This is a genomic window from Georgenia sp. EYE_87, from assembly GCF_023148685.1.
Lineage (GTDB): Bacteria > Actinomycetota > Actinomycetes > Actinomycetales > Actinomycetaceae > Georgenia.
In genome coordinates this window covers 57,588-81,726 of sequence record NZ_JAHXNL010000013.1, presented here as the reverse complement: position 1 = coordinate 81,726, position 24,139 = coordinate 57,588, and the positions used below count along the sequence as shown (strand labels likewise).

The 24,139-nt window shown below is 67.5% G+C and carries 23 protein-coding genes and 1 pseudogene; 10 read left to right on the top strand and 14 right to left on the bottom strand.

Translation table 11 applies throughout. From position 1 onward, the window contains the following. Positions 1-903: 903 nt before the first annotated feature. Together KZX45_RS16370 and KZX45_RS16365 are read left to right on the top strand one after the other, a co-directional pair. Positions 904-1,281: a nuclear transport factor 2 family protein gene (locus tag KZX45_RS16370; protein WP_248258822.1), complete on the top strand. Its 378-nt coding sequence runs from the start codon at positions 904-906 to the stop codon at positions 1,279-1,281. Between the two features lie 680 nt (positions 1,282-1,961). Continuing rightward, positions 1,962-2,333, top strand: a complete 372-nt coding sequence (locus KZX45_RS16365) for a nuclear transport factor 2 family protein (RefSeq protein ID WP_248258821.1) — start codon at positions 1,962-1,964, stop codon at positions 2,331-2,333. A gap of 22 nt (positions 2,334-2,355) precedes the next feature. Here the strand turns inward: KZX45_RS16365 and KZX45_RS20510 are convergent. Together KZX45_RS20510 and KZX45_RS20090 are read right to left on the bottom strand one after the other, a co-directional pair. Further along, positions 2,356-2,826: pseudogene (locus tag KZX45_RS20510) on the bottom strand (transposase); the annotation flags it as partial. A 74-nt stretch (positions 2,827-2,900) separates the two neighbouring features. Continuing rightward, positions 2,901-3,110, bottom strand: a complete 210-nt coding sequence (locus KZX45_RS20090) for a transposase (RefSeq protein ID WP_282453805.1) — start codon at positions 3,108-3,110, stop codon at positions 2,901-2,903. Between the two features lie 1,096 nt (positions 3,111-4,206). On the opposite strand from KZX45_RS20090, the gene KZX45_RS16355 reads away from it, so the two are divergent. Next, positions 4,207-4,737: a hypothetical protein gene (locus KZX45_RS16355; RefSeq protein WP_248258820.1), complete on the top strand. Its 531-nt coding sequence runs from the start codon at positions 4,207-4,209 to the stop codon at positions 4,735-4,737. A 20-nt stretch (positions 4,738-4,757) separates the two neighbouring features. Here the strand turns inward: KZX45_RS16355 and KZX45_RS16350 are convergent, their stop codons facing one another. The 7 genes from KZX45_RS16350 to KZX45_RS16320 all read right to left on the bottom strand — a co-directional run bounded on the left by KZX45_RS16350 (position 4,758) and on the right by KZX45_RS16320 (position 12,241). Next, positions 4,758-5,489: an EthD domain-containing protein gene (locus KZX45_RS16350; protein WP_248258819.1), complete on the bottom strand. Its 732-nt coding sequence runs from the start codon at positions 5,487-5,489 to the stop codon at positions 4,758-4,760. Between the two features lies 1 nt (position 5,490). Next, entirely contained in the window at positions 5,491-6,795 is a 1,305-nt protein-coding gene (locus KZX45_RS16345) for an NADH:flavin oxidoreductase (RefSeq protein WP_248258818.1), read from the bottom strand. Positions 6,796-6,827: 32 nt separating this feature from the next. Then, a complete protein-coding gene (locus tag KZX45_RS16340) occupies positions 6,828-7,697 on the bottom strand; it encodes an ABC transporter substrate-binding protein (RefSeq protein ID WP_248258817.1) in 870 nt (289 codons plus the stop codon). Further along, positions 7,694-8,713: a fumarylacetoacetate hydrolase family protein gene (locus KZX45_RS16335; RefSeq protein WP_248258816.1), complete on the bottom strand. Its 1,020-nt coding sequence runs from the start codon at positions 8,711-8,713 to the stop codon at positions 7,694-7,696. The genes KZX45_RS16340 and KZX45_RS16335 overlap by 4 nt, the downstream gene beginning before the upstream one ends. 27 nt (positions 8,714-8,740) lie before the next feature. Continuing rightward, positions 8,741-9,679: a VOC family protein gene (locus KZX45_RS16330; RefSeq protein WP_248258815.1), complete on the bottom strand. Its 939-nt coding sequence runs from the start codon at positions 9,677-9,679 to the stop codon at positions 8,741-8,743. Between the two features lie 10 nt (positions 9,680-9,689). Then, a complete protein-coding gene (locus KZX45_RS16325; RefSeq protein ID WP_248258814.1) occupies positions 9,690-11,201 on the bottom strand; it encodes a bifunctional 3-(3-hydroxy-phenyl)propionate/3-hydroxycinnamic acid hydroxylase in 1,512 nt (503 codons plus the stop codon). An 89-nt stretch (positions 11,202-11,290) separates the two neighbouring features. Then, on the bottom strand, positions 11,291-12,241 hold the full coding sequence (locus KZX45_RS16320) for a LysR family transcriptional regulator (protein WP_248258813.1): 951 nt from the start codon (positions 12,239-12,241) through the stop codon (positions 11,291-11,293). Positions 12,242-12,354: 113 nt separating this feature from the next. On the opposite strand from KZX45_RS16320, the gene KZX45_RS16315 reads away from it, so the two are divergent. After that, positions 12,355-12,963: a TetR/AcrR family transcriptional regulator gene (locus KZX45_RS16315; RefSeq protein WP_248258812.1), complete on the top strand. Its 609-nt coding sequence runs from the start codon at positions 12,355-12,357 to the stop codon at positions 12,961-12,963. Positions 12,964-12,967: 4 nt separating this feature from the next. On the opposite strand, the gene KZX45_RS16310 is transcribed toward KZX45_RS16315, so the two are convergent. Beyond that, positions 12,968-13,375: a PaaI family thioesterase gene (locus KZX45_RS16310; protein WP_248258811.1), complete on the bottom strand. Its 408-nt coding sequence runs from the start codon at positions 13,373-13,375 to the stop codon at positions 12,968-12,970. Then, positions 13,372-14,595: an acetyl-CoA C-acyltransferase gene (locus KZX45_RS16305; protein ID WP_248258810.1), complete on the bottom strand. Its 1,224-nt coding sequence runs from the start codon at positions 14,593-14,595 to the stop codon at positions 13,372-13,374. Before KZX45_RS16305 ends, KZX45_RS16310 begins: the two co-directional genes overlap by 4 nt. A 206-nt stretch (positions 14,596-14,801) precedes the next feature. Between KZX45_RS16305 and KZX45_RS16300 the strand changes: the two genes are divergently transcribed. The 5 genes from KZX45_RS16300 to KZX45_RS16280 all read left to right on the top strand — a co-directional run bounded on the left by KZX45_RS16300 (position 14,802) and on the right by KZX45_RS16280 (position 18,676). Then, positions 14,802-15,812, top strand: coding sequence for an ABC transporter substrate-binding protein (locus KZX45_RS16300; RefSeq protein ID WP_248258809.1), 1,011 nt, complete (start codon positions 14,802-14,804; stop codon positions 15,810-15,812). Positions 15,813-15,909: 97 nt separating this feature from the next. Then, positions 15,910-16,641, top strand: a complete 732-nt coding sequence (locus tag KZX45_RS16295) for an ABC transporter permease subunit (RefSeq protein ID WP_248258808.1) — start codon at positions 15,910-15,912, stop codon at positions 16,639-16,641. Positions 16,642-16,685: 44 nt separating this feature from the next. Further along, positions 16,686-17,399: an ABC transporter permease gene (locus KZX45_RS16290; protein ID WP_248258807.1), complete on the top strand. Its 714-nt coding sequence runs from the start codon at positions 16,686-16,688 to the stop codon at positions 17,397-17,399. 20 nt (positions 17,400-17,419) lie between these two features. Next, on the top strand, positions 17,420-18,208 hold the full coding sequence (locus KZX45_RS16285; RefSeq protein ID WP_248258806.1) for an ABC transporter ATP-binding protein: 789 nt from the start codon (positions 17,420-17,422) through the stop codon (positions 18,206-18,208). 162 nt (positions 18,209-18,370) lie between these two features. After that, positions 18,371-18,676, top strand: coding sequence for an FAD-dependent oxidoreductase (locus KZX45_RS16280; RefSeq protein ID WP_248258805.1), 306 nt, complete (start codon positions 18,371-18,373; stop codon positions 18,674-18,676). A gap of 725 nt (positions 18,677-19,401) precedes the next feature. Here the strand turns inward: KZX45_RS16280 and KZX45_RS16275 are convergent. The 3 genes from KZX45_RS16275 to KZX45_RS16265 are packed head-to-tail and all read right to left on the bottom strand — an operon-like array spanning position 19,402 to position 22,168. Beyond that, complete coding sequence (locus tag KZX45_RS16275; RefSeq protein WP_248258804.1) at positions 19,402-20,439, bottom strand: dihydrodipicolinate synthase family protein; 1,038 nt, start codon at positions 20,437-20,439, stop codon at positions 19,402-19,404. Continuing rightward, entirely contained in the window at positions 20,436-21,449 is a 1,014-nt protein-coding gene (locus KZX45_RS16270; protein ID WP_248258803.1) for an ornithine cyclodeaminase family protein, read from the bottom strand. Before KZX45_RS16270 ends, KZX45_RS16275 begins: the two co-directional genes overlap by 4 nt. After that, positions 21,446-22,168 (bottom strand): GntR family transcriptional regulator, encoded by a 723-nt coding sequence (locus tag KZX45_RS16265; RefSeq protein ID WP_248258802.1) that lies wholly within the window; start codon positions 22,166-22,168, stop codon positions 21,446-21,448. The genes KZX45_RS16270 and KZX45_RS16265 overlap by 4 nt, the downstream gene beginning before the upstream one ends. 105 nt (positions 22,169-22,273) lie before the next feature. Between KZX45_RS16265 and KZX45_RS16260 the strand changes: the two genes are divergently transcribed. Further along, positions 22,274-23,650 carry an aldehyde dehydrogenase family protein gene (locus KZX45_RS16260; RefSeq protein ID WP_248258801.1) on the top strand — a complete coding sequence of 459 codons (1,377 nt, stop codon included), beginning with the start codon at positions 22,274-22,276 and terminating at the stop codon, positions 23,648-23,650. Positions 23,651-24,139 lie beyond the last annotated feature (489 nt).

Below are 24,139 nucleotides of genomic sequence, written 5' to 3'. Positions count from 1 at the left end.
GCGGGGCTTAATCGGAAGCTTGGTCGCCCGAGTAAGCCCGGATTCGCCGACGGGACTGGTGGGTCGTGTACAGCCGAATGCTCCTGTGACTAGCGAGGACGGGACTTTCGAAGGTTCATAGCGATAAGTTACAGATCCACGGGAAATGCGAGTTCCCACGACCTCGTCGCCGCACTCGACGACGACTACAGTACCGCTGCTGCCGGTCTGATACCGGTGATGCTGCTGGCGGCGTCCCGCAAGGGAGTCGGACATAGTTGCTGAGTTGGTCACGGTTGCCGTCAGCGCGGGCGCTAACGCCGCGCGGTGGAGTTCCCGGCGCGGGTGGCGGGGATGGTCGCCAGCGTGGACAACGTCTGCGACATCGACGTGCTTCGGCGCGGCGGCTCGGTCGGCCCTCCCGAGTAACGGTGCTCCTGCGTGTACCGACCTGCGCGGGTACAAGTTTCAGCTCGGTGCGGTCGCCTCTTGGCGCTGACGGGCCTGGCGGTCCGAGCGTCTCGCTGGCGAAACACTAGAATCGGATGCAGTGACGCGACCAGGCGATTGTCGAGCAGGTTATCGCTAGTCTGAAGAACGGCCCGTTCGCGCACTGCCCCCCTCGGGCGATGTTTGTCGCTAGAAGTGCCTGGGCTGGGGCTGGCCGCCTCGCTTCCACAGACTGCTGTGTTTCTGGACGATCTTCCTTGAAGGGCCTTGGCCTGAGCGGGTTGAAGCCCGTCATCAGTGACTCCCACCGGCCTGACCGCTGTGGTTGAAGCCGTGTACCAGGCGCGGAGGAACCGGGAAAGAACCGGGAAAAGCCCGTGGTCCCGGCACCTTGAAGCCTCGACGACGATGCGATACGGTTCGTATTGTGTCAAACGACACAGAGACATGCGATGCGCACAAAGGAGAGGCGTCATGAGCACTGAAAAAATCGAGGCCAACAAGGAACTTGTCAGGCGCTTTTACCGCGAGGTGCCCTACGGGCCTGGAGGAAATCTTGACGTCATCGACGAACTCTTGGCAGAGGACTATAAGCAGCACAACCCCGAAGCCGGCCAGGGCCGAGAAGGAGTCAAGCACTTCTTCACCAACGTCATTCCTGTGCCGCTCACGGGTGATCTAGCTGGTGAACAGGATGTCACCCTCATCGCCGAGGGCGACATGGTGGTGCGCCAGGAGGTGCGCCACAACGGAATGTTGATCGACATCTTCCGCATCGAGGACGGAAAACTGGCCGAGCATTGGGATGCGTGGCGCCCTGCGGCTGGCTATGAGCGGCCTCCGTCGTTCTGAGTGACCTCTCGTTCGAGCGTCCGTGATTCTGGAGGACGGGCACATGCACGCGCGGCGTGCATGTGCGTTCTCCTTCGGAGTTGTCGAAGCATCCTCAGCGTGTAGCGGACCCGGCGGTTGAGCCGTCCGAGGCGCTGCCGGTGGCCCCGCTGTACGCGCCTGGGCCAATAGAGAACGTGCATTAGCCTGCCTGTCCGCCGCGGGACGAGTAGGTCTGAGGGGTCACGGAGATATAATTGAGAAGCGGTCCGTTCTGCGCGTCCACCCACGATTTGACGGCCGACTGGTCTCGATCGTTCAATTGAGTAGATCAACGAAGATTGGGGTGCGTAATGAATGAACGCTCATACCGATTGGGTTTGCCTTCGGCGGCGCTGTCCGTCGCCGTGTGCACTGGGGCTTAAGATCGCCGATCGCGCCTACATGATGTCCCGTTGGCCGGTAGTTGGCGAGGGCAGCCGTGCTGATTGCACCCCAACTCAACGAGATCCCCGGGAAAGTGGCAGAGTTGTTGCGGGAAGTACCTAGACGAATAGTCATTGAGGGCACTGCTCCACTTGCTTCCGATTGCGCTTTCCGTTCAAACCGTCGTCAGCTGGATGGGTGGAGGCAAGGTCACAAAACGCACCCCTGATGCAAAAAACCGCAGTATCCGCAGAGAAGGAGTCAGTCCACCAATGGTGTCCGACAAGCTGAAGCAGAATGAGCGCCTGGTCGAGAAGTTATTCGAAATCCTCTACGGCGCGGGCGATAACATCGAATTGCTGGATGAGTTGGTTGCTGAGGATTATGTCCAGCACAACCATAGCGCAGGACAAGGGCTTCAGGATTTGAAGCGCTACTTCAAGAGGATCATTCCCCTTCCCTACAGGAACGAACCTCGTGACGTCGCTCTGTTTGCCGATGGCGACTTCGTCATTCGCAAGGAAGTACGGGCGCACAAGTACAGCGGCGTGCTCATTGACATTTTCCGAGTGAAGGACGGCAAGTTGCAGGAGCACTGGGACGCCTATCGGCCCGATCCAGGAACTGAGCGTATGCCTGGCTTCTGATAACGAAGATCGGCCGCGGCATTCAGAGTGGGCGGCTCCCCGGATGGGTTCTGAGGAGCCGCTCGCTCGAAAGGTGCATGGAAACGGCCTCTTCGAAGTTTCGGGCTCGGTGAGTTTTCCTCCGGCGAGGGCATGCGTAGTCGGTATTTTCCCTGTTCTTCAAGCTGCGGGCGATGCGTCGGTGCGGCTCGATGTCTCCGTTGAGGGCCTCGGTGGCGCCGTTGCTGGTGCGGTTGGTGGTGAAGTAGCCGATGAGCTGCTCCTTCCACTGGCGCACGGTGCTGCCCGAGTCGGGCGACCTCGGGACTGGGGAGGGGAGGTGTGGAGGAGGGGTCCCGACGATCTGCTCCGCGGTCGTCTTCGCGGCGGCGAGGTCGACGTGGTGGTAGATCGAGCGCAGGCGCTGGTAGCAGTGCCAGGCGAGGAAGACCTCCCCGTGCGCCGCGGCGGGCAGGTGGCGCTCAAGGCGGTCCCGTTGCCGTTCGGTGAGGCGGTCGGCCCGGCGCGCGGCACGTTGTGGATCTTGTAGAGCGGGTCATCCTTGCGGCCGCGGTAGGCGGTGGTGTCCTACTGGACGCGGCGGCGGACCTCGTCGATCACGTCGACGCTCGTCACATGGAAGGCGTCCAGGACCGCGGCGGCGTCTTCGAGCCTCGGCATCGTTTGCGTTCTGGTACCCGCGGAAGGAGCCAAGGTTGCAACCTTCACGCCCGCCTTGGACTCATCGCCTCGGTCCTTGAGCCAGGTCTGGTAGACCTTCCTCGGCCGCTCGGTCAATCATTTTGCTTGGTCACTACTGATCCTGGGACCGGACGAGCCGTTCGGCATCGCAGGCACGTGGCCGGCACCCGGTGCGATCGCGGCAGACAACTTGTCACCGTCGAGACGGCCCGCGGGTCGAAGGCTGCCGCAAGCGCGGGTTGGTGCCGTCGGGCATGGCCGGCGGGTTCGACGCCTGCACGACGCCCGGCCTTCGGAGCGCCGATGGTCGTGGGGTGGCGACGGCGCCGGTGGCGTGGCCCGCACAGAGCTGCCCGGCCGGAACGCCTGCCGAGACGTATTTGAGTTGGTGGACGGCGTGACGAAGCTGACGACCCGAGCGATCTGGTGGGCGATCAATCAGCGGCGCCGCGAGCATGCCTCCGTCGCCGGCGTCGCCGCCAATTCGGGGTGAACTGGCACCCTGTGGAAGGCCGTCGAGCCGGTGCTGAAGGACCTCGCCGCCGATGAGTCCGCTTCGCAACGAGAAGGGGCCATACCCGCGCCCGCCTGCTCGACCTGGCTCCGGGCGACCCTATCTGCCAGCAGCGCCTCTACACGAGGCGTCGCGCTAAACCCTCAGCCCACCCGAAACTCCGAAGAGCCGGAAAGCAAGGGTTCGGTCTGAACCCGCCCCCCTGGAGCACCGCGCACGTCGGACCCGTGACGGTATAGGCGTCCTTGCTGGGACAAGCACGTCCAGGAGGTCCGTCTGCCCGGGCAGAACCTCCGCGGCGGCGCCGGCGTGAGCAACCTGGTCGCCGTAGGCGGCGAAGGAGGCGATGTTGGCTCGACCCCGTCATTGCCAGTCTCGTCAGCCGCGGTGTTGTTTGCTCATAACGGCGAAGTTCACCGTGGGCCAGGGCGATGGTGTGGCGGTCGCCGAATAGGCGAGGTAGTCGATTCCGGTGGCCGGCGTCGGGGCGGTGATGTCCGGCTTTGCGGCGGGGTGAACGTGGCGGCCGATCGGTGCGGGGCGGCGGTGCCCATGTCGCGCCCCGCGTAACTGCACAGCGATGTTGGTCGTGTCGAAGGGGTCGGAGGCCAGCTCGAACCGGTGCGCCCGACGAGGCCGGCTTCGACGTCGTAGGTGTTGCCGCGCAAGGACACGGTCATGGTCTCGGCGACCCGCCGGGTATCTCGTTCGCCCGGCGCAGCTCTCCCGGACCCCTCGCTCGAGCTCGGCGATCCGCGTCGCCTCGTCCGTCGTGGTCCCGGGCCGCACTCGCAGTCAATCTCGGCATGCCTCACCCGGTTCCGCAACGTTTCCGGGCGGATCCCGATGGTCCGCGATCCGATGGTCGCTCGGCTCGTCTCCGGATCCTTCCTGGCCTCAATCGCCATCCGCGTCGCCCGCTCCAGCAGCTCAACGCTGTACTTGGCCGCCACCATCGCCGTGCGCACGAACACCTTCCTCGGTGAGCGCTACCGGTGTCTCGGTCGCCAACGATGCAAGAAGGAGACCAGGGTCGTCGTCGGTCGCTCAGTCCTGATCGTCATCTGGCATGTGCTTAGCGCCCTCGAAGCACGCTTCGTCGACCTCGGCCCCGACTTCTACGACTGTCACCCAAAACCGACGCATCGCAACCACGTCCACGACCTTGATAACCTCGGCTTCAAGGTCCCACTCAAGAAGATCGCCTAATAACGAACCGCCTCGCCGCGCTAGCTCACCTCATTCTCGAGCTGGAGCAGGACGATCGGTTCCGTGAGCAACGCTGCGGAGAATGTCGGGTCGGTGAACCGCGGCTTGTCCGGTGCAAGCACTTGCTGGTAGTGGTCGCTCGAGAACTCTGCGGCGAGCGCTTCGGGGGACTCGAACGTGATCGCTCCCACGCCGTCGTAACGGGTGCGAGCGAACCGTGCCGGCGGTGCGATCGGTGCCGGGGTGTGCTCGAGGCTGACGAGCCGTTCCTTCGCCTGCGGGCCGTCGAGCGTGAGCTGCGCGTGCCGGTTGGTCCAGTGGTCGACGAAGTCGCCGAACCGCAAGCGACGCAGAGCAACCGGCAGGACGAGGATCCGGACGGGCGCCGCATCGCAAGGCAGCTCGCGCTGCCAGATCAGCTCGGGGATCCCGCCGATCGCGGCCGGCGGTCCGGCGAGAAGCTCCAGGTGGTCCGGGAGCCAGCGGTCCTCGAACTGCCGGGACACCACCCAGTCGGCGGCGTCGTTCTTCCGCTGCCACCAGGTCTCGACGGCGGCGTCGAACGGGGCCGTCTCTGCCCCGCTGGCCGGGGGGCGGCCGGGAAGCGGGCGGTCGAAGGTGTGCCGGACCAGGCCGGCGGCATCGAGCGGCCGCTTCTCCTCGAGGTTCAGCCAAGCCAGCGTGAACTCCTCTGGCGTCAGCCCGTCCCGGGCCTTGAGGAGGATTGTGAGCTTGTAGGCGATGGTGGTCATGTCAGCGCTTCCGCTTCCGCTTCTGCGCGAGGCGCGCAGCCTTGTCCGCCATCCCCATGAGCACTCGGTTGCCCGCCGCCCAGACGGCCAGGTTCTGCCCGAAGTTCGCCTGCACCGCGCCGGGGTCCTCGCGGCCCATCTCCCGGTTCTTGTGGCAGTGCACCGGGACGCCCAGCATGAGGCTGCGCATGCACGAATTCGCCTGATCACACCACACGACGTCCGACTCGCGCCCGTCGATGACCTTGGTGGGGAAGTCCGGGTCGGCGAGCAGCTGGCGGGCGAGCATCGTGGCGTCGACGTGCCCGGCAGTGATGGCGTCGGCCGCCTGCTGCGGGGCGGGCGTGCTGGACAGGAACAGCCGGACGCCGTCGCCCAGAGCCTTGCGGAACGCCTGCGGCTCGCCGTGCGCGAGCATGTTGCCCGACGGCGTCGGCAGGTTTTCGCCCAGCGACTCGTAGTTCCCCTCGCTGAGCGAAATGAAGTCGACGCCGGCCGGCACGATGTGCGAGGCGACCTCTGCCCAGCCCTCCGGCCCCTGGCCGCCGGGCATGTGGTCGTTGACGCTCATCCGGATCCCGATCGGGTAGTCCGGGCCGACCTCGGCGCGGACGGCGGCGACGGCGTCGCGCAGAGCCCGGGCCCGGTTCTCGGCCGAGCCCCCGTACTCGTCGGTGCGCTGGTTCGACAGCGGCGAGAGGAAGGAGGAGTAGAAGTAACACATGTGTGCGCCGATCTCGAGGCCGTCGAACCCTGCCGCCTTCGCGCGGCGGGCCGCGGCCACGACGTCGGCCTCGATGCCCTTGATCTCCTCGACGGTGGCCTCGTGCGGCGCGGGCGTGATGCGACCGCCCGGGACGTAGACGTGGTCGGGGAGCCCGGCCACCCCGATGCTGACCGGCTTCGGGCTCGCCGCCGAGATCTGGTGGCCGTCCCGGGGCACGCCCATCCTGCCGAAGCTGGGGAAGAGCTGGGCGAAGACGGGCGTGCCGTGCTCGTGCACCGCGTCCGTGAGCCGCTTGAGGTCGGCGACGAACTCGTCCTTGTCGAAGCGCAGGTTGGGCGAGAACGGCGACTCCCGCCAGGCGCGCTCGGTCGCCACCGAGCCGCCGACGATGATCAGCCCGACGCCCCCCGCCGCGCGGCGCCTGAAGAACGCGATGGTCTGCCCGCTGGGGCGGCCGTCGTCGGTCGGGCGGAGCACCGACATCGGGCCGAGCACGATCCGGTTCTTGATCGGCAGCTTGTTGATCGTGAACTGGGAGCCGAGCACCTCGCGGGCGCCGCGGACGGTGGTCACATCCATTTCTTCTCCTTTGAGGATGGCCTGTGGAACGGTCACGAGACTGAGCTGGTCGTGCGGGCTTGGTCCGCCGGCGGCAGCCGTGCGGCGTCGAGGATGCTGCCGATTCCGGTGTAGCCCTCGGGGAGGAGGTCGAGGCCCGCGCGCAGGCCCTCGAGGAGGGCGAGGCCGTCGGCGTCGACTACGGTCGACCGGGGGCGGGTGGTCCAGACGTCGGCGGCCGCGCGCGCAGGGAACCCGTGGCGCTCGAGGATGGTGACGCCCTCGCGGTCCGACATCGACTCGGTGGCACGGACCGCCGCCTCGAGCACCCCGAGGTAGACGTCGAGCGCGGCCTGCTCCTGGGGTTCACACCTCGCCCGCACCACGAGACCCTGCCCCGGCAGTGCGGGGAAGGCATCGTTGGCCGAGGCGAGGCGCACCATGCCGGCCCGCTCCGCGAGCCTGTCCAGCGGCGGGCCGAGCAGCGTCGCGTCGGCGGCGCCGGCGACGAGTGCGTCGAGGCGCTCCGTCACTCCGCCGATCTCCACGTACGTCGGCCGGATCCCGGCCGATGCGAGGGTGCGGGCGATGATCGCGAAGCCGTTGGTGAGCGCGTCGACGGCAAAGCGCGCGCCGTCGAGGTCGGCGAGGGCGCGGTGGCCAGGCGTCGCGTACACGCCGAGCGGGGTAGTCCGCTCGACCTCCGCGACAATCCGGACATCCGCGCCGTGCTCGTTCCAGACGAAGACGGTGTCCATCGCGGTCACCGCGACGTCGACCTCGCCCGACCGCAACCCGTCGAGCTGCTCGGCGCTGGATCGCGTTCGCCGGGACTCGAGGTCGAGGCCGGCGGTCGCGAGCAGGCCGAGCTCCTCCGCGATGAGCAGGGGTACCGGCGGGACGAAGTAGAGCTGACGGATCACTCCGACACCGCGTTCACTCGTGATGCCTGCCACGGGGGAAGCGTCCCGCTGGGACCGCGAACGACGTTCCGCTGCGCGCCCAGGCCGGTGATCGTGGACTCCAGGACGTCGCCGTCGCGAAGGAAGCGTTTCCAGTGGGAGCCGTTGCCGGCGGGCGAACCGGTGATGAGCAGGTCACCCGGCTGCAGGATCGCGACCGAGGACACGTAGGAGATGAGGCTGGGCACGTCGAAGGCGAGGCCCGCCGTCGTCGCGTCCTGCATGACCTGACCGTTGAGCCGGAGCTGGATGCGCAGGTCGGAAGGGTCGGGGACGAACCGCGACGGCACCAGCACAGGACCGGTCGGGAAGAACGTGCGCTGGTTCTTGGCGCGGAACCAGTCCGTACCGATCTTCGCCATGTCGTCGCGCGGCACGAGCGTGCGGGCCGTGAGGTCGTTGACCATCGTGTAGCCGGCCACGTGGTCGAGCGCGTCTTCGACGGACACGCGGTGTGCGTTCCGTCCGATGACGACGCCGAGCTCGAGCTCCCAGTCGACGTCTGCGCCGACGTCGGGCAGCTGCACGTCGTCGTACGCGCCGCTCACGGCGGACGGGATCCCGGTCCAAACGTACGGGTTGCCCGTGCGGATGCGGGCGTCGATCTCCGCGGCGGCATCCGCACGGAGCTGTGCGTCCGAGGCGCCGTCCTTGCCGAGCCGGTGCGCGACGCTCATCTCGATGATGTGGTCGCGGTAGTTCGCGCCGGCGGCCAGGACCGGCCCGACCGGTTGCACCGGCGGCAGCACCCGCAGCCGCCCCGCGGCGTCGAGCGCCTGGAGCGACTGCGGGGCGACCGCCGGTGCGGCGAGATAGTCCCCGAGCCGGTCGAGGTTCGCCTCCCACTCGGCGAACAGGTCCGCCGTGAGCGAGACCGCGGGCAGTGCGGACCGCACGTCGTGGAGGTCGTCCCCGTTGACTAACCCGGGGATCACGGTACCGTCGAGCACGAAGGTGCCGATCCCGAACAGCGTCATCGCCGTTGCCCTCTCCTTACCGTCGGCTCAGACCGGCGGCGCGACGAAGAGGCCGGTGTCCGGGTCGTTGAACATCTCCTTGGTGATAAATTCGTCCATGTCGCCGCCCGTGCCCCACTGGTCCGAGGTCTCCGGCTCCTGCACGTCGAAGATCGTCGGGTGCCAGGTGTCCTCGTCGATCGTCTGGAGCTCGGTGGTCATCTCCATCGTGTTCCCGTTGGGGTCGATGAAGTAGGTGAAGGTGTTGTCGCCGGCGGCGTGCCGACCGGGGCCCCAGATTTTCCGGTAGCCGGCGCGGATCACTCGCCCGCTGCCGCGCATGTACTCGTCGAGGCCGCGCAGCTCGAAGGAGGCGTGCTGCAAGGAGGCGTGCGGACCGCGGGCGATGGCCATCGAGTGGTGCTGGGAGCTGCAGCGCATGAAGTAGAACAGGTCGCCCACGTGGGGGTGGTTGAGGGTGTCCGAGAGGCGGAACCCGAGGTGCTTCTCGTACCAGGCGCGCATCGTCTCCGGCGCGTTCGAGTTCAGCACGACATGCGAGAGCCGGACCGGGATCGCCTCGCGCTCCTCGATCTTGCGGTGCTGGCGCACCTCGACGTCGGTCGAGACCTCGATCGTGCGGCCCTCGAGGTCGAAGAAGCGGAAGCCGTAGCCGCCGCCCAGGGTCTTCAGGTCGGTGGGCTCGAAGATCAGCTGCACCCCGGCGGTGCCGAGATCCTGGGCGAGCTTGTCCACGGCCTGCCGGTCGGCGGCGCCGAAGGCTACAAGGTCGAGCCGCTTGTCGGCGGACCGACGCACCCGGGTCACGTACTGCTCCGGGGACCCCTCGGCCGCGAAGTAGACGACGTCGCCGTCGTCGTGCTGGACGGTCAGGCCCCAGTGGTTCTTGTAGAACTCGACCTGCTTGTCGAAATCAGGCACCGCGATGTCGAAGTGCCGGATGTGGGAGATCGGACTGAAAGACATGTCGTGCTCCTTAATGGGAATCAGCGGTGACGGTGGTGGTATGCGCGAGGGACGGGATCTTGTGCACCAGGCGCTCGAGATCGTCCGCGGTGTCCCCGACGCCGAGGATGTAGTGGTCGGGCCGGACGACAACGGCCCTGGCTCCGACTGACGTGAGGATCTGGCCGACCTTGAGCGGGTCGAGCAGCGTGACGACGTCGCCGTCAGCGTCGAGCATGGCCTTGGTCGAGTCGGGCAGCTGGTTGTAGATCCCGCGGTCTGCGACGACGAGGAAGTGCGTCCCGACCATGTCGTCGAGACGGGTGCCGTCCGCGAGGATCGGCTGCATGCCAAGCTTCCCGGCTCGTTCGTCCCTGTCTCCCTCGTGCAGGCCGGGGCCGAGTGCGGGGGAGGTGGGGACGGCGCTGGCGGTGGGGTTCGCCCGGATGAACTCATCGCGCCCCTCGGCGACCTTGGGGTCGGTGGTCTGGATGATGACTGCCTGGTTCGCGGCGGTCTCCACCCAGAAGGTGGCATGCGGCTTGCGCTCGCTCTCGTAGGTATCGAGCAACTCATCGCCGGCGAGCCCACGCTTGACGAGGTCAAGTTTCCAGGCGAGGTTCGCGACGTCGCGCAGCCCCGCGCACAGGCCCTGACCGAAGAGCGGCGGCGCCTGGTGGGCCGCGTCGCCCGCGAGGAAGACGTTCCCGCTGCGCCACTGCTGGGCGATCCGCCCCCGGAAGGTGTAGATCGCCTGCCGGTCCGGCACAAATTTGTCCACCGGCAGGGCGCCGCGGCTGATGCGCTCGACGGCGGCGGGCGTGACGATCTCGTTCGGGTCGTCGTCGGGCATGAGCATGAACTCCATGCGGACCCGGGTGCCGGGCAGCCGCAGCCAGAGCGCGGGCCGGGTGTGCCGGCCGAACTGGATCATGTCCGCGGCGTAACCAGGCGCACCGACGAGGTGTCCGTCGACAACGAGCCACTGCGCGTCCTCGCCGTACTTGTCGTTCTGGATCCCAAGGCTCCGGCGGATCGCCGACCGGGCCCCGTCCGCGGCGATCACCCAGCGGGCGTGGACCGTTTGCTCCGTGCCGTCCGTCGCCACCGCGGCGACATCGACGCCGCCGTCCGCGTCACGAAGGTTCGTCACGCTCACGCCACAACGGAGCTCGACGCCCGGGGTCTCGTCGACGACCTCGCGGATGAGTCGTTCGACGTCGGGCTGGTGGAAGCTGATGTGGTCGTTCCACGCCTGGTCGCCGAAGCGGTCGGTCGCTGCGTGGACGAGGACCTCGCCGGACTCGTTGATGACCTCGACGTGCTTCATCGGGATCGTCACGGCGGCGAACTTCTCGGCGATGCCGAGGCCCTGCAGCGTGCGCATGGTCTCGCCGTCGAAGTGGACCGCGCGCGCGGTCGGCCACATCTCCTCGTACTTCTCCAGGCCAAGCGCGGTCAGGCCCAGGCGGCCCATAAGGGCAAGTGCAGTCGTTCCGACGGGGCCACCCCCGATGACGACGACATCGACGTCCGTTTCCACCAACACTCCTTCGTGTTCAGTACGTGTCGTATCGAATGCTACGACCGCAACGATCTTCGCTGCACCACACCATGCACGACTACGAACTATCAGGGAATCGCGGTTTGGGTATCGCGATCATGACGATTCCGAATGACCTCGACGACGCGGCCGAGTAGTTCACGCAGCCAGACGTGCTCGGCGTCGACAGCGCGGTCGGGGTGCCACCAGAACGCATCGCGAACGGGCGCGAGGTCCAGGGGTGGCACGACAAGCTGAAGTCGCGGCTCCAGCTGCATTGCCATGCGTGCGAAGCCCTCGGGGACCAGGGCGACCCGGTCGGTGCCCACGATGAGGGACGGCATGACGAAGAAGTGAGGTGTGACCGCGGCGACCGAGATGTCGATGCCCCGGAATTGAAGCTGCTGCCTGGCCGGCCCCATGCCCTCGCGAGGAGCGAGGTTGTGGACCCATGGGCGCGTCAGCAGCTCGTCTGCGGTCGGACTGTCGCTGAGACCGGATGCTCCGTCGACGAGGCAGACCCACTCTTCGGTGACCAGGTCGAGGTGCGGCTGGTCGGTGAGGTACCCGTGCGGCAGGATCACGCCGTCGAGAATCCGGAGCGAATCAGGAAGGCCGTTCACCAGCGCCGCGTCGACGGTGGGGAACTCGAACCGCACATTCGGCGCCTCCCGCTCGACGATGTGCGTCAGTGCGGGTGCGATGCGGGCGATCGTGTAGTCAATGCCGGCGATCGCGAACGACCGGGTGCTCGTTACCGGGTCGAACCGGGACTGCAGTCGAAATACCTGCTCCGCCTCGGCGATCGCTTGGGGCAGAGCGCCGAGGAGTCGCTCGGCGAGCGGGGTCAGGTGGTGCGTGTTGCCCCGCCGCACGAGTAGCGGGTCGTCGTAGTGTCTGCGCAACTTGGCGAGCGCGATCGACATCGCCGACTGCGACATGTGCAGGCGTTCGGCGGCCCTGGTGACGTTCCGCTCCTCGAGGAGGACCCGCAGCGGTCGCATCAGGTTGTAGTCGATGGCCGCCATGGCCTGGGCCACCCCCGCTCTCGTCTGCGCAGCGCCGTCTGGTCCGGCCGAGCGTCTAACGTGACCACCCTAGAGACGGACGCGTCGCCATTGTGAGACGTTTCGTATCGGATACGCTGTGTCGCATGGTGGCCCGCAGCGAAGAGAGTCGTCAAGCAATCCTGAAGTCGACGCTGAAGCTTCTGGGCGTCGGCGCCCGGCGCGGCACGACGATCCAGAAGCTCACGATCGAGGCGATCGCCAAGCAAGCCGGCGTGAGCAAGTCGACGATCTACCGCTGGTGGGACAACAAGGCGGCCGTCGTGATCGACGCGTTCGTCAGCGAGTACCTCACGCACACGCCGGTGCGCGAGGACGTGCCGTTCGAGGTAGCGCTGCGGGAGCATGTCGCGGCAGTCGTGCACCAGTACGCCGGCCTCGACGGCAAGCTCGTCGCCCAGCTGATCGCCGAGGCCCAGTACGACCCGGCCGCGATGCAGGAGTTCCATGAAAGGTTCTGGCTCGGTCGTCGAGCGGCAGTCGAGGCGCTGATCCGGCGTGGTATCGACGAGGGCGTGGTGCGGTCGGACGCCGAGCCCGGGATGCTCGCAAACCTCGCCTACGCGCCGATCTACCTCCGCCTGCTCCTGCACGACGGGCCACTGGACGCGAAGTTCGCCGGTGAGATTGTCGAGCTCGCGCTGCACGGCATCGGACTGCGGTCCAATGCCCTGGAGGGATCCTCGGCGGGCTGAGTCGTCAACCTACGCTCGGGGCCCGGAGTGCTCGCCCGGTGCCGCGGAAGATCGCGACCTTCCGGTCACCGGCGTGAACAAGTACGTCGACGATCACGCGCCTGCCGTCCTGGAAGTACACGGTGGCATCGGCGACGAGCCCATCTCCCACGTGGCTCGGCGCGAGGTAGGTGATCTGCGCATCCGTCGTCGCTGCCCCCTCGAGCACGGAATTAGCCGCGAACGCGAATGCGGTGTCCGCTAGGGTGAAGACGTAGCCACCCTGAGCGATCCCATGCCCGTTGGCCATCTCGGGCCGGACAGTGAGCGACGCGACCGCGTAGCCCTCGGACGCCTCGACGATCGTGATGCCGAGGGTCCGCAGGCTCGTGTCCTCCGCTATGAGCCGCTGCGCGAACGCAGCGATGGTCATGACAGCCGCTCCAGCACGAGCGCCATGCCCTGACCGCCGCCGACGCACAGCGTGGCGAGGCCCACGGTCTTGTCGTTGACCTGCAGGCTGCGCGCGAGGGTGCCCACCAGCCGGGCGCCCGTCATCCCGAATGGGTGGCCGAGCGCGATGGCGCCGCCGTGCGGGTTGACTCGCTCGGGATCCGCACCGAGCTCCCGCACGACCGGCACCACCTGGGCGGCGAACGCCTCGTTGAGCTCGACGATGTCGACGTCGTCGATCGACAGGCCCAGCCGCCGCAGGAGACGCCTGGACGCCTCGACCGGCCCCAGCCCCATGATCTCGGGGGACAGGGCGCTCGCGGCGCTGCCGAGGATCCGGGCGAGGGGGGTCACCCCGAGCTCCTGGGCACGTCGCCCGCTCATCACGACCAGGGCGGAGGCGCCGTCGTTTAGGGGGCTGGCGTTGCCGGCCGTCACCGTGCCGTCGGCCCGGAACACCGGTGCCAGGCGGGCGAGTCCCTCGAGCGTGGTGGACGGGCGGGGGCCGTCGTCCGCCGCGACGACGGTGCCATCGGCGCGGGTGTACGGAGTGATCTCGCCCGCGAAGTATCCCCGCTCGATCGCCGCCGCGGCTGCGCGCTGAGACTTCAGCGCCCACTCGTCCTGGTCGGCGCGGGTGGTGCCGGTCAGGCGGGCCACGAACTCCGCCGTCTTACCCATGGCGATGTAGGCGTCGGGTGTCTCCCCGTCCTCACGCGGGTCGCGCCACGCCTCGCCCGACTCGAAGACGCGGTCCGCGCGCGCCGCCAGCTCCTCTGATCCCGGGTACAGGCGGGTCGAGATGGGCGGCTGGTTCGACGTCGACTCGACGCCGCCGACCAGGTACGCGTCGCCGTCGCCCGCCTTAACAGCCTGCGCGGCCATCGCCGTCGTCTGCAGGGAAGAAGCGCAGAAGCGGTTCACCGATGCGGACGGCAGGAAGTCCATCCCGGCGAGCACGGCCACGCGGCGCCCGATGTTGTCACCCTGCATCCCCTCGGGCACCGCGCAGCCCATGTAGAAGTCGCCGAGCTCGCGTGGGTCGAGCTCGGGAACCTGCGCGAGCGTCGCCTGGACAGCCGCGAGCGCGAGGTCCTCGGGGCGCTCCCCGACGAGCGAGCCCTTGCGGGCCCGCCCGATCGGGGTGCGCTGGTAGGCGACGACGACGGCGTCGTTCGGCGCGAGATCAAGGTTCACCACGACGTACACCCTTCATTTGCAGGACACCGTCGAGAGAGCGTCCAACTCGGAGCGTATCGTATTGGAGGCGCTGCGCCGAGGCTGGCACTCTGCGGAGCACTTACCGGGTACGTGCCGCCTGGCAGGCGCCCGGCGGAACTAGTCACGATGCCGGCCGTACGATACGGTACGGCCTGTATTGGAATCTCGATCACGATGGAGTATCGATGTCAACAAAGAAGCGCACGCTCGCGACGCTCGCCGGCATTACTGCCGCTGCGCTGACGTTTGCCGGCTGCTCTGCGAGCAGTTCGTCCCCCAGTGACCAGGCGTCCACAGCAGATGACCAGGCGTCGGCTGAGGTTGCCGAGTTGGCTGTGGGCATCACACCTATCGCTAATGCTGCGCATGTGTACATCGCTCTCGATCAAGGCTTCTTTGCTGACGAGAACCTGGAGGTCAGCCCCACCATCATCCAGACCCCCACGACAGCCGTTCCGTCGTTGCTGAATGATGAGCTCCAGGTCGCGCTGATGACATCTGTGCCCATCGTGACCGCGGCTTCGAAAAGCCTGCCGATCCGTGTCGTCGCGGGGAGCGACCGCTACCCCACCGACGGCGCGCAGGACACCACCGCATTGGTCGCCGCCCCTGACAGTGGCGTGAGCGCCGTGGCGGACCTGACCGGCAAAACGGTGGCACTCGTCGGACTCAAGTCGGCGCCCGAGCTCGCACTGCGCGTCGTTCTACAAGAGGCAGGCGTCAACCCAGCCGACGTCGAGGTCGTAGAGATCGCGTACCCCGACATGGTCTCCGCCTTGCAGTCGAACCGTGTGGATGCGGCTTTCATCGTGGACCCCTTCCTCTCGGCCGCTCAGGCGGACGGCCTGGAGGTCGTCTCGAAGCCCTTTACCGAAGGCCTCGGTGGCATGAGCGCCTTGCAGTGGGTGATGAGCGACGCATTCGTCAAGGCCAATCCGGAGGTGGCTGCGCGATTCGCCGCGGCGATCCAGCGTGCCGGTGAGTACGCGAACGACAATCCCGACGCCGTGCGCGCCGTGCTTCCCGAGTTCACCGCTCTGTCGCCGGAAGCCATCGAAGCGTCAATCCTCCCCGTCTACGACACGACCGTTACCGATGCCGACCTCCAGGCGTACGTCGACCTCATGATTCGCGAAGGCTTCATCGAGGACGGCTATGACCCCGCCGGACTCCTTTGGACCTCGAGTGGCGACTGACACGGCCGCTGAGGGACGCCACACCCTCGCGCAATCCGGGCGCCCTTCGCGCATGGCTCAGCTCAGGCGATCCCCGCGCGTGGCGCAGGTGGCGGTAGTGGTCGCGCTGCTGGTCCTCTGGCACCTTGGCGCCAGCCTGGGCGGGCTCGGCGCCGTGCCGACGCCCGTCGAAGTGGGAAGCGCCGTCGTCTTGGTGATCGCATCCGATGCGGTGTGGGAACCTCTCGGCATCACGTTGGCAGGCTGGGCGATCAGCCTCGTACTTGCCGTCGTCGTCGGCGTCGCCGCCGGTTTTCCCCTCGGGATGAATCGCATCGCCTATCGCATGTCCGTCTTCTCCCTGGACTTCCTCCGCACGATCCCGGCGCTGGTGCTGGTGCCGCTGGTCGTCCTGCTGTACGGCTCCGGGCTCCAGAGCACCGTCCTCCTGGCGTTCTTCGGTGCCGTCTGGGCGGTGACCATGCAGGCCATCTACGGCGCACACGACGTAGACAGGGTCGCCAGGGACACCTTCCGCTCCTTCCGGACCCGGCGCCGGGACACGATCACGCTGTTGCTCGTACCCACCGCGCTGCCTTATATCGCCACAGGCATCCGGCTCGCCGCAGCGATCTGCCTGCTCATCACGATCAGCGCCCAGCTCGTGATTCCCGCCGGTGGGATGGGTGAGCAGATCCTCACAAGTCAACTGGGTGGTGCCGTTCCTGAGATGTACGCATACATCTTCCTGTGCGGCGTCCTGGGCGTGGCGGTCAACGCGGGCTTCCGTCGGCTCGAGGCCCTCGCGCTGGCCTGGCACCCCTCCTATCGGAAGCGATCGGCCGCATGATGGCGAGAGTCCCGCGGTTCATCTTGCCCATCGTTGTGCCGACAGTGCTCGTCGCCGCCTGGTGGTTCGCCAGCGCCGACAGCACCTCGATCTTCTTCCCACCGCTGGCGCTGATCGTTGAGAAGTTCCGCGAGTTGTGGCTGTTCGCCCTCGTCGGCGAGCACGTGGTGCCAAGCCTGCAGTCCATCGGACTGGGGCTAGGGATCTCGATCGTGCTCGGCATCGCGCTTGGTGTCCTCCTCGGCCTCAACGGGTACGTCGCGACGGCGGTGGACCCGGTACTGCAGTTCCTGCGGTATCTGCCGGCCGTCGCCCTGCTGCCGCTGGCGATCCAGCTGATCGGCCTCGGTCAGGACATGCGCGTCGTCACCATCGTGCTCGGTGCGTTGTGGCCGGTGCTGCTCAACACCATCGACGGGGTGCGTGGTATCGATCCTGCCACCATCGACGTTGCCCGATCGAACCGGATCCGGCCCGTCGACTGGATCTTCCGGATCGTCATCCCCAGCGCGGCGCCCCAGATCTTCGCGGGCATCCGGGCCAGCCTCGCCGTCTCGGTCATCTTGATGTTCGCGAGTGAGCTGCTGGGCGCCTCGCGTGGGATCGGCTACTTCATCCTGCAGGCGCAGCGGCAGTTCTCCCTCCCGGAGATGTGGTCGGGGATGATCCTGCTCGGGATCATCGGCTACCTCCTCAACCTCATCCTGATGCTTGTCGAGCGGAGCGCGCTCGCCTGGCATCGCAAGTCACGCACCTGAGTCTGAGAGCAGGGATCTTTATGCTTGGCAACAAGACTGAACCGGTCCTGGAAGCTGTACGCATCGGCAAGTCCTACGGCACCAAGCACGTCTTGGCCGACGTGTCGTTCTCGGCCGAGAAGGGCGAGTTCGTCTGCATCGTCGGGCCGTCTGGAACGGGGAAGACGACCTTGCTCCGCGCACTTGCGGCGCTCGGCCCGGCCGACACGGGCGAAGTGCGGATCAACGGCACGGTTGTCACGGAACCTCCGGCGGCGGTGTCGGTGGTATTCCAGGACTACAGCCGCTCCCTCATGCCGTGGATGCGGGTCGGGAAAAACGTCGAGCTGCCGCTGCGACGCTACAACTTGGCGCGCGCGGAACGCGAGGAGCGGGTCATGCAGGCCTTGCGTGACGTTGGCCTTGAGCACGCGGCGCGGCTGTACCCGTGGGAGATGTCGGGCGGGATGCAGCAACGCGCTGCGATCGCCCGCTCGCTGGCCTACCGGCCGGAAGTATTGATCATGGACGAACCGTTCGCCTCGGTAGACGCACAGACCAGGGCCGACCTGGAAGACCTCATGTTGACAATCCGTGAGCGGCTCGAGGTCACCATCCTTCTGGTCACACACGACATCGAGGAGGCGGTGTACCTGGGGGACAAGGTGATCGTGCTCGCCGGTCAGCCGGCGTCCGTCACCCGCGAGATCTCGATCCCGATGGGGCGTCACCGCGACCAGATCGAGACCAAGTCCCGGCCCGACTATCTGGAGCTTCGGGCTGAGATCCATCAGCTCATCACCCGCCGTCCGAGCACGGTCGCAAGCTGACAGATCCCGCTCGGCGGGGTTCCGTCGAAGGTACGGCGATCATGTAGCCCGCCGGCCTCTGCCCGATTCTCTCCAACGGCATCCTCGGCGGCACGGAGTCCGTCGACAGCCCGACCCTTCCGCCACTGCCCGACGACGTCCGGCTGCTGCGTGGAGAGCGCGGTGGCGCCCGACCCCGTGAACCGGACCGTGCGGCTCGCGCGTGGCCGCGAGCTCAGCTATGACGGTCTGATCATCGCCACGGGGGCACGCGTCAGACGACTCGCGGCGCCGGCGCAACGGGGAGAGCTCGTCGTACCACCCACCGTGCGGGACGCCGAGCTCATCGCAGCACGCCTGCTCGAGGCGCGGAGCGCACTCGTCGTAGGGGCGGGCTTCCTCGGCATGGAGGTGGCATCGACACTGCGTCGGCGAGGTCTTGCCGTGACTGTCGTCCACCAGGAGCCGACTCAGGAGGCGCTCCTGTGACGATGGATTGCACGCATCCTGCGTGACCGTGCGGAACAGCAGGGCGTCTCATTCGTCCACGCCGTTGCTGCTGGCGCAACGCTCGTCGGGAACACTGTCCAGGCCATCATGACCGGTGTATCGAATCGCATCGAGGCGGACCTGATCATCTCTGCGGTAGGTGATGTCCCGAACACCGAGTGGCTATCAGGATGCGGTCTCGGACTCGTCAAGGGGGGTGCTCGTCGACGTGGGCTGCCGGGTGCTTCCCGACATCACGGGGGCGGGGGACTGCGTGGTCAGGCGCGTCGCGGAACGCCGGCACGGACGCACACCGCACTGGACCAGCGCCGTCGCCCAAGCGCGCGCTGCGGCCCGCGGCCTACTGCATCCCTCCGCCGCGCCGTACGTCAGGCACTACTACTTCTGGACCGGGCAGTTCGGCATCGCGGTGAAGATCGCGGGTCGGATCCCCGCCAATGGGTCACCCGAGGTCCTCGACGGCGACCCTGCCCGGCTCCGCCCTCGTGCGGTGGACCCGGGACGGGCGCGTGGCGGCCGCCGTTGCCATGAACTACCGCAGTTCCCGTCGCGCGACTGAAAGCCCTCGTCCGTGAAGATGCCAGGGCCACGGTCTAGACCAGGCTCGGCCAAAGATTCAGCATGGCAGGCTGGCTGACTGGACGGAGGAGGGGCTGGTGCCATCAGCTGGGGCCAGCCCCTCGAGCAATCCGTCGCGACGTGGGTCAGGCGGGGATGCGACCGCGCACGAACTCCTCGTCGGGAGAATCGGTGACGGGCAGACCGGAGGCGACGAGCGCCGCGCGGGCCTGCTTCATGAGGCGGTCCGGCAGGCGCCCGGCCGGGCCCCGCAGCGCGCCGCCGTTGAAGCCCGCGAGCCACTCCTGGTACTTCCAGCCGGTGCGGTTGATGACGGTCGTGCCCACGGAAGAACCGGTGAGGATGGCGACGTTGGCGGCGCGGGCGGGCGCGACCTGCCACCACAGCTCCATCGCCTCCTCCCACCTGCCGTTCCGGGCGAGGTTGAAGGCGCGGGGGAAGTAGTCGGAGGTCCAGTTGGTGTTGCTGGTTCCGGAGAACTGGAAGTCGAGCACCGACATCAGCGGAATCGTCTCGCTCTCGATGGGGCAGCTGATGATCACCTCGCCGTTAAAGTGGTGGTACATCTCCATGATGCCGCCGATGGTGGGGTAGCCCTGCTCGGCCTTGATCGCGACGATATTCGGGATCTCGTCGAGCACCTTGCGCACCCACTTGACCGGCATGCCGGCCGGGTGAATTCGCTCGAAGCCCCAGGCGGGCAGGCCGAAGAGCATGACGCCTAGGTCCGTCGAGTTGCAGAGGGTCTTCGTGTAGTCGAAGACCTCGTCCAGGCTCGTCGGCCAGTACGACGTGGGGTAGGAGAGCAGGACGGAGTCGACGCCCGCCTTCTCCGCGAGCTTCAGCGCCGCGAGGTTCTCCTCGAGCGTGTTGAACGAGCAGTGGAAGAACAGCTGGAAGTCCGGGCCGCCAACCTCACGGGCGACGGCGGTGATCCGCGCGTTCTCCTCGGGCGTGACGTTCAGTTCGGTGACGAGGAGGGTACCGGCGAAACCGAGCTCCTTGAGCTTGAGGATGTCGTGCGCGATCGCCTTTTCGTTGATGCCCGAGAAGTCGGCCGTGTAGGAGGGCATGGTTACAGCGATGCAGCCGTTCCAGTTCTGCTTGGCCCAGTCGCGGGCCTCGCTCTTCGTGTAGTCCACCATGGTGCTGTTCTTCCTCACTTCTTGGTTGTGACGATGCTGACGGGCAGGTCGTAGCCGTAGCCATCGTTGCGGGCGCGGTCGTAGAGCATCTCGGCGACGACGATGTCCTGGAGACCGGAGCCGGTCGACTTGTAGATTCGGATGCCCGCGTCGAGGTCGATGGGGACCTTGTGGAGCAGGACAGCGGACAGCGGGACGACGAGCGCATCGACGTCGACGCCCTCTTTGCGTGCGGCGATGAGGTCGCCGCTGCCGTGCACGACCTCCTCCGGTGCGTCAGCGACGACGACCGCCGCGCGCGCGATGAGGTCGGCCGGCAGCTCGCGCTGCGCGGGCGTGGTCGAACCGATCGAGACAACGGTGGCGTTCGCGCCGATCCACCTGGCCTGCACCGTCGGCGACTCGTCGCGTGAGCGGGCCGCGCACAGGATCAGGTCGGCGCCCTCGGCCGCCGCCTGCGCAGACGCGACAGCGGTGACCGGAGCGTCGAGCAGAGCGTCGAAGTCGCGCGCAAAGGCCTCGCGGTTCGCCGGCGTGGGGCTGAACACGCGCACCTCGGCGAAGTCGCGCAGCGTCGCCAGGGCGGTGAGGTGCGAGCGAGCCTCGAAGCCCGAGCCGATCACGCCCACGATCAGTGGGCGTGCCGGCGTCATGGCCTCCGTGCCCACCGCCGTCGTCGCCGCCGTGCGCAGGCCGGTGACACGGTTGCCGTCGACGAGGGCGACCAGGTCGGCGGTTTCCTTGTCGAACAGGGAAATCAGGTAGCTCACCCGCAGCTCGTCCCCGAAGGACCCGACGATCGACTTCGTGCCGAACACCTTGCCCTCCTCGGGGACGGAGGGCATGACGCGAATCCACTCGCGGGGACTCTGCGCGAAGATCCGGCCCGGCGTGCGCTCGGCGCTCTCGGGCTTGGAGTATGCGGCCCGGATCGCGTCGATCGCGTGGGTCCAGCTGGACAGGGCCTCGACGTCCTTGTCGGTGAGGAACAGTGGCGGGCTGGCCGGGAGTCGGCCGTCAGAACTCATCGTGCGAGTACTCCTTCGAAGGTGGGGGTGGAGACCGAGGCCAGCGTCCGGGCGAGCAGGCCGTGCGCGGGGGGCGCGTGGCGGGACTGGACCAGTTGCGCGACGTGGCGCCGTGTGGCCTCGCCGGCTGACGCCGAGTCGCCGCGCTCGCAGGCGTCGAGGATCTCTCGGTGCTGTGAGTCGGCGCCGCTGCCGCGGACGTCGCTGTGCAGCCGCAGGCGGTCGGCCGCGGCTCCGAGCTGGTCGATCAGGCGCAGCAGCACAGGGGCGCCGGCGGCCGCATAGATGATCCGGTGGAACTCGCGGTTGAGGGTGTTGAACCGGCCGAGCGAGAAATCGGGCGCGTCGGTCGCCTCGTCGAGCTCGACTAGGATGGCCCGCATCCGGGCGAGCTCGAGCGGCGTCAACCGGGGCGCGCCCAGCTCGGCGGCGAGACCTTCGAGAGCCACCCGCAGCGCCGTGACCTCGTCGAGGTTCTCCTCGCTGAGCGCCGCGACGACCGAGCCCCGGTAGGGGAGTCGTTCGACGAGCCCGAGCGACTCGAGCTGGAGCACCGCCTCGCGAACCGGGGTCCTGCTGACGCTGAACTCCCGAGCGATGGCCTCGATGTCGAGCTTCTCGCCGGGGGCAAGAATGCTGTCGACGATCCGCGCATGCAGGATGCCGAGCACCTCATCGGTCATCCTGCGCGCGCTGCGCAAGCCCTTCGTTTCGCCCATCGGACCTCCTCGTCGCCGTGAGACTAGCCGAGAATATCCGATATGCAAAACGCTACGTTTCGAATAGCATCGTCGCGGCAACCCCACTCGACGAGGAGAAACCCCATGGCACTGGCAACCGTGAACCCGACCACCGGGGCGACGGAGACGATCATCGAACCGCACTCGCCCGAAGAGGTTGAGCAACGCATCGCCCAGTCAGCGGCCGCCGCCCGCACGCTCCGGACGACGACGTTCGCCCAGCGCGGGGCGTGGATGAGCGCAGCGGCCGACATCCTGGACGACCAGGCCGAGGGGCTCGGCGAACTCATCACCGTGGAGATGGGCAAGCCCATCGCGCAGTCCGTCGCCGAGGTCCGCAAGAGCGCGAGGTCCATGCGCTTCTACGCCGAGAACGCCGAGACGTTCCTCGCGGACCAGCCGCTCGACGACCCATCGAAGGTGGGTGCCTCGCGAGCCTGGACGCGGTACGAGCCGCTCGGTCCGGTGCTCGCGATCATGCCGTGGAACTACCCGCTGTGGCAGGTCATCCGCTTCGCCGCGCCGGCGCTCATGGCGGGCAACACGGGTCTGCTCAAGCACGCCTCGAACGTGCCGCAGGCGGCGATGTTCCTGGACTCGCTGTTCGAGCGGGCGGGCTTTCCCAAGGGGTCGTTCCGCACGCTCCTCATCGGCTCGGCCGAGGTTGCCGCCGTGATCGAGGACCGGCGGGTGAAGGCAGTGACGCTGACCGGGTCTGAGCCCGCCGGCCGTTCGGTAGCCGCCACCGCCGGCAAGTCCATCAAGAAGGCCGTGCTCGAGCTCGGCGGCTCGGACCCGTTCATCGTCCTGCCCAGCGCCGACCTCACGACCGCCGCGGAAACCGCGGTGCGCGCACGCATCAGCAACAACGGTCAGTCGTGCATCGCCGGCAAGCGCTTCATCGTGCACGCCGACGTCTACGACGCGTTCGTCGCCGAGTTCACCGGCCGGATGTCCCGGCTCGTCGTCGGCAACCCGCTCCTGCCCGAGACCGAGGTCGGGCCGCTTGCCACCCGTGCGGGCCGCGACGAGCTCGCCGACCTTGTCGAGGACGCGCGCGAGAGGGGCGCCAACGTGCTCGCCGGCGGCTTCATCCCGGAGGACAGTGGCTACTTCTACGCGCCCACGGTCATCGAGAACATCCCCGACGACGCCCGTCTTGTCATGGAGGAGGCCTTCGGCCCGGTCGCGTCGGTCTACCGTGCGAAGGACAACGCAGACGCGCTGCGGATCGCGAACCAGACGACGTTCGGCCTGTCGAGCTCGGTGTGGACCAACGACCCGGACGAGGAGGCATGGTTCATCGCGAACCTCGATGCCGGTGCCGTGTTCGTCAACGGCATGACCGTCTCCTATCCGGAACTGCCGTTCGGCGGCATCAAGAACTCTGGCGTCGGCCGAGAACTCGCGGCGGAGGGAATCCGGGAGTTCTGCAACCTAAAGACTGTCTGGAAAGCCTGAGCCGCCTGGTCGGGGCAGTTGTGCATCGGTTGCCCAGGGGCGTCACGGCCTTTCACGGCGAAGCCCCCGGCCGCCTTCGGCGGACCGGGGGCTTCGGGGAGTGACATGCCAGGGATCTCACGGACCGCGGTCGCCTCTCGGTGCTACAGGGACTTCACCGGGGCTCGAACACCAGAGACGACAGCGAAGCGGCCGGCTCGCTCCTGGTCCGAGCAACGTCATGCTGGCCCATGGAGATCGGGAGAGCTCCAGTGGTAAGCCGCATCCGTCCTACGGACCTCCGTGAGCGGGGTATATGCCCGACGCGCGGCCAGGTGATGGATGGATGAGCCTGTCCGGTTAGGGCAGATTCGTCGTAGTTCAGGGCTCCCGGGAGACCTAGCAACGGAGACTCCGTCGATGTGCGCGGGGTGGCGGGGGTCGCCGTGGCGAGTGCCGCTTCCTGCCGATGGATGACACACCGCTCCTACGGCCGTTCCGGGCTGGACT

Coding starts and splice junctions, on each gene's coding strand:
- KZX45_RS16315 (WP_248258812.1), top strand. CDS start 12,355: ATGGTGGCCCGCAGCGAAGAGAGTCGTCAAGCAATCCTGAAGTCGACG.
- KZX45_RS16350 (WP_248258819.1), bottom strand. CDS start 5,489: ATGACCACCATCGCCTACAAGCTCACAATCCTCCTCAAGGCCCGGGAC.
- KZX45_RS16355 (WP_248258820.1), top strand. CDS start 4,207: ATGGTCTCGGCGACCCGCCGGGTATCTCGTTCGCCCGGCGCAGCTCTC.
- KZX45_RS16270 (WP_248258803.1), bottom strand. CDS start 21,449: ATGAGTTCTGACGGCCGACTCCCGGCCAGCCCGCCACTGTTCCTCACC.
- KZX45_RS16345 (WP_248258818.1), bottom strand. CDS start 6,795: ATGGATGTGACCACCGTCCGCGGCGCCCGCGAGGTGCTCGGCTCCCAG.
- KZX45_RS16285 (WP_248258806.1), top strand. CDS start 17,420: ATGCTTGGCAACAAGACTGAACCGGTCCTGGAAGCTGTACGCATCGGC.
- KZX45_RS16330 (WP_248258815.1), bottom strand. CDS start 9,679: ATGTCTTTCAGTCCGATCTCCCACATCCGGCACTTCGACATCGCGGTG.
- KZX45_RS16260 (WP_248258801.1), top strand. CDS start 22,274: ATGGCACTGGCAACCGTGAACCCGACCACCGGGGCGACGGAGACGATC.
- KZX45_RS16310 (WP_248258811.1), bottom strand. CDS start 13,375: ATGACCATCGCTGCGTTCGCGCAGCGGCTCATAGCGGAGGACACGAGC.
- KZX45_RS16265 (WP_248258802.1), bottom strand. CDS start 22,168: ATGGGCGAAACGAAGGGCTTGCGCAGCGCGCGCAGGATGACCGATGAG.
- KZX45_RS16370 (WP_248258822.1), top strand. CDS start 904: ATGAGCACTGAAAAAATCGAGGCCAACAAGGAACTTGTCAGGCGCTTT.
- KZX45_RS16335 (WP_248258816.1), bottom strand. CDS start 8,713: ATGACGCTGTTCGGGATCGGCACCTTCGTGCTCGACGGTACCGTGATC.
- KZX45_RS16300 (WP_248258809.1), top strand. CDS start 14,802: ATGTCAACAAAGAAGCGCACGCTCGCGACGCTCGCCGGCATTACTGCC.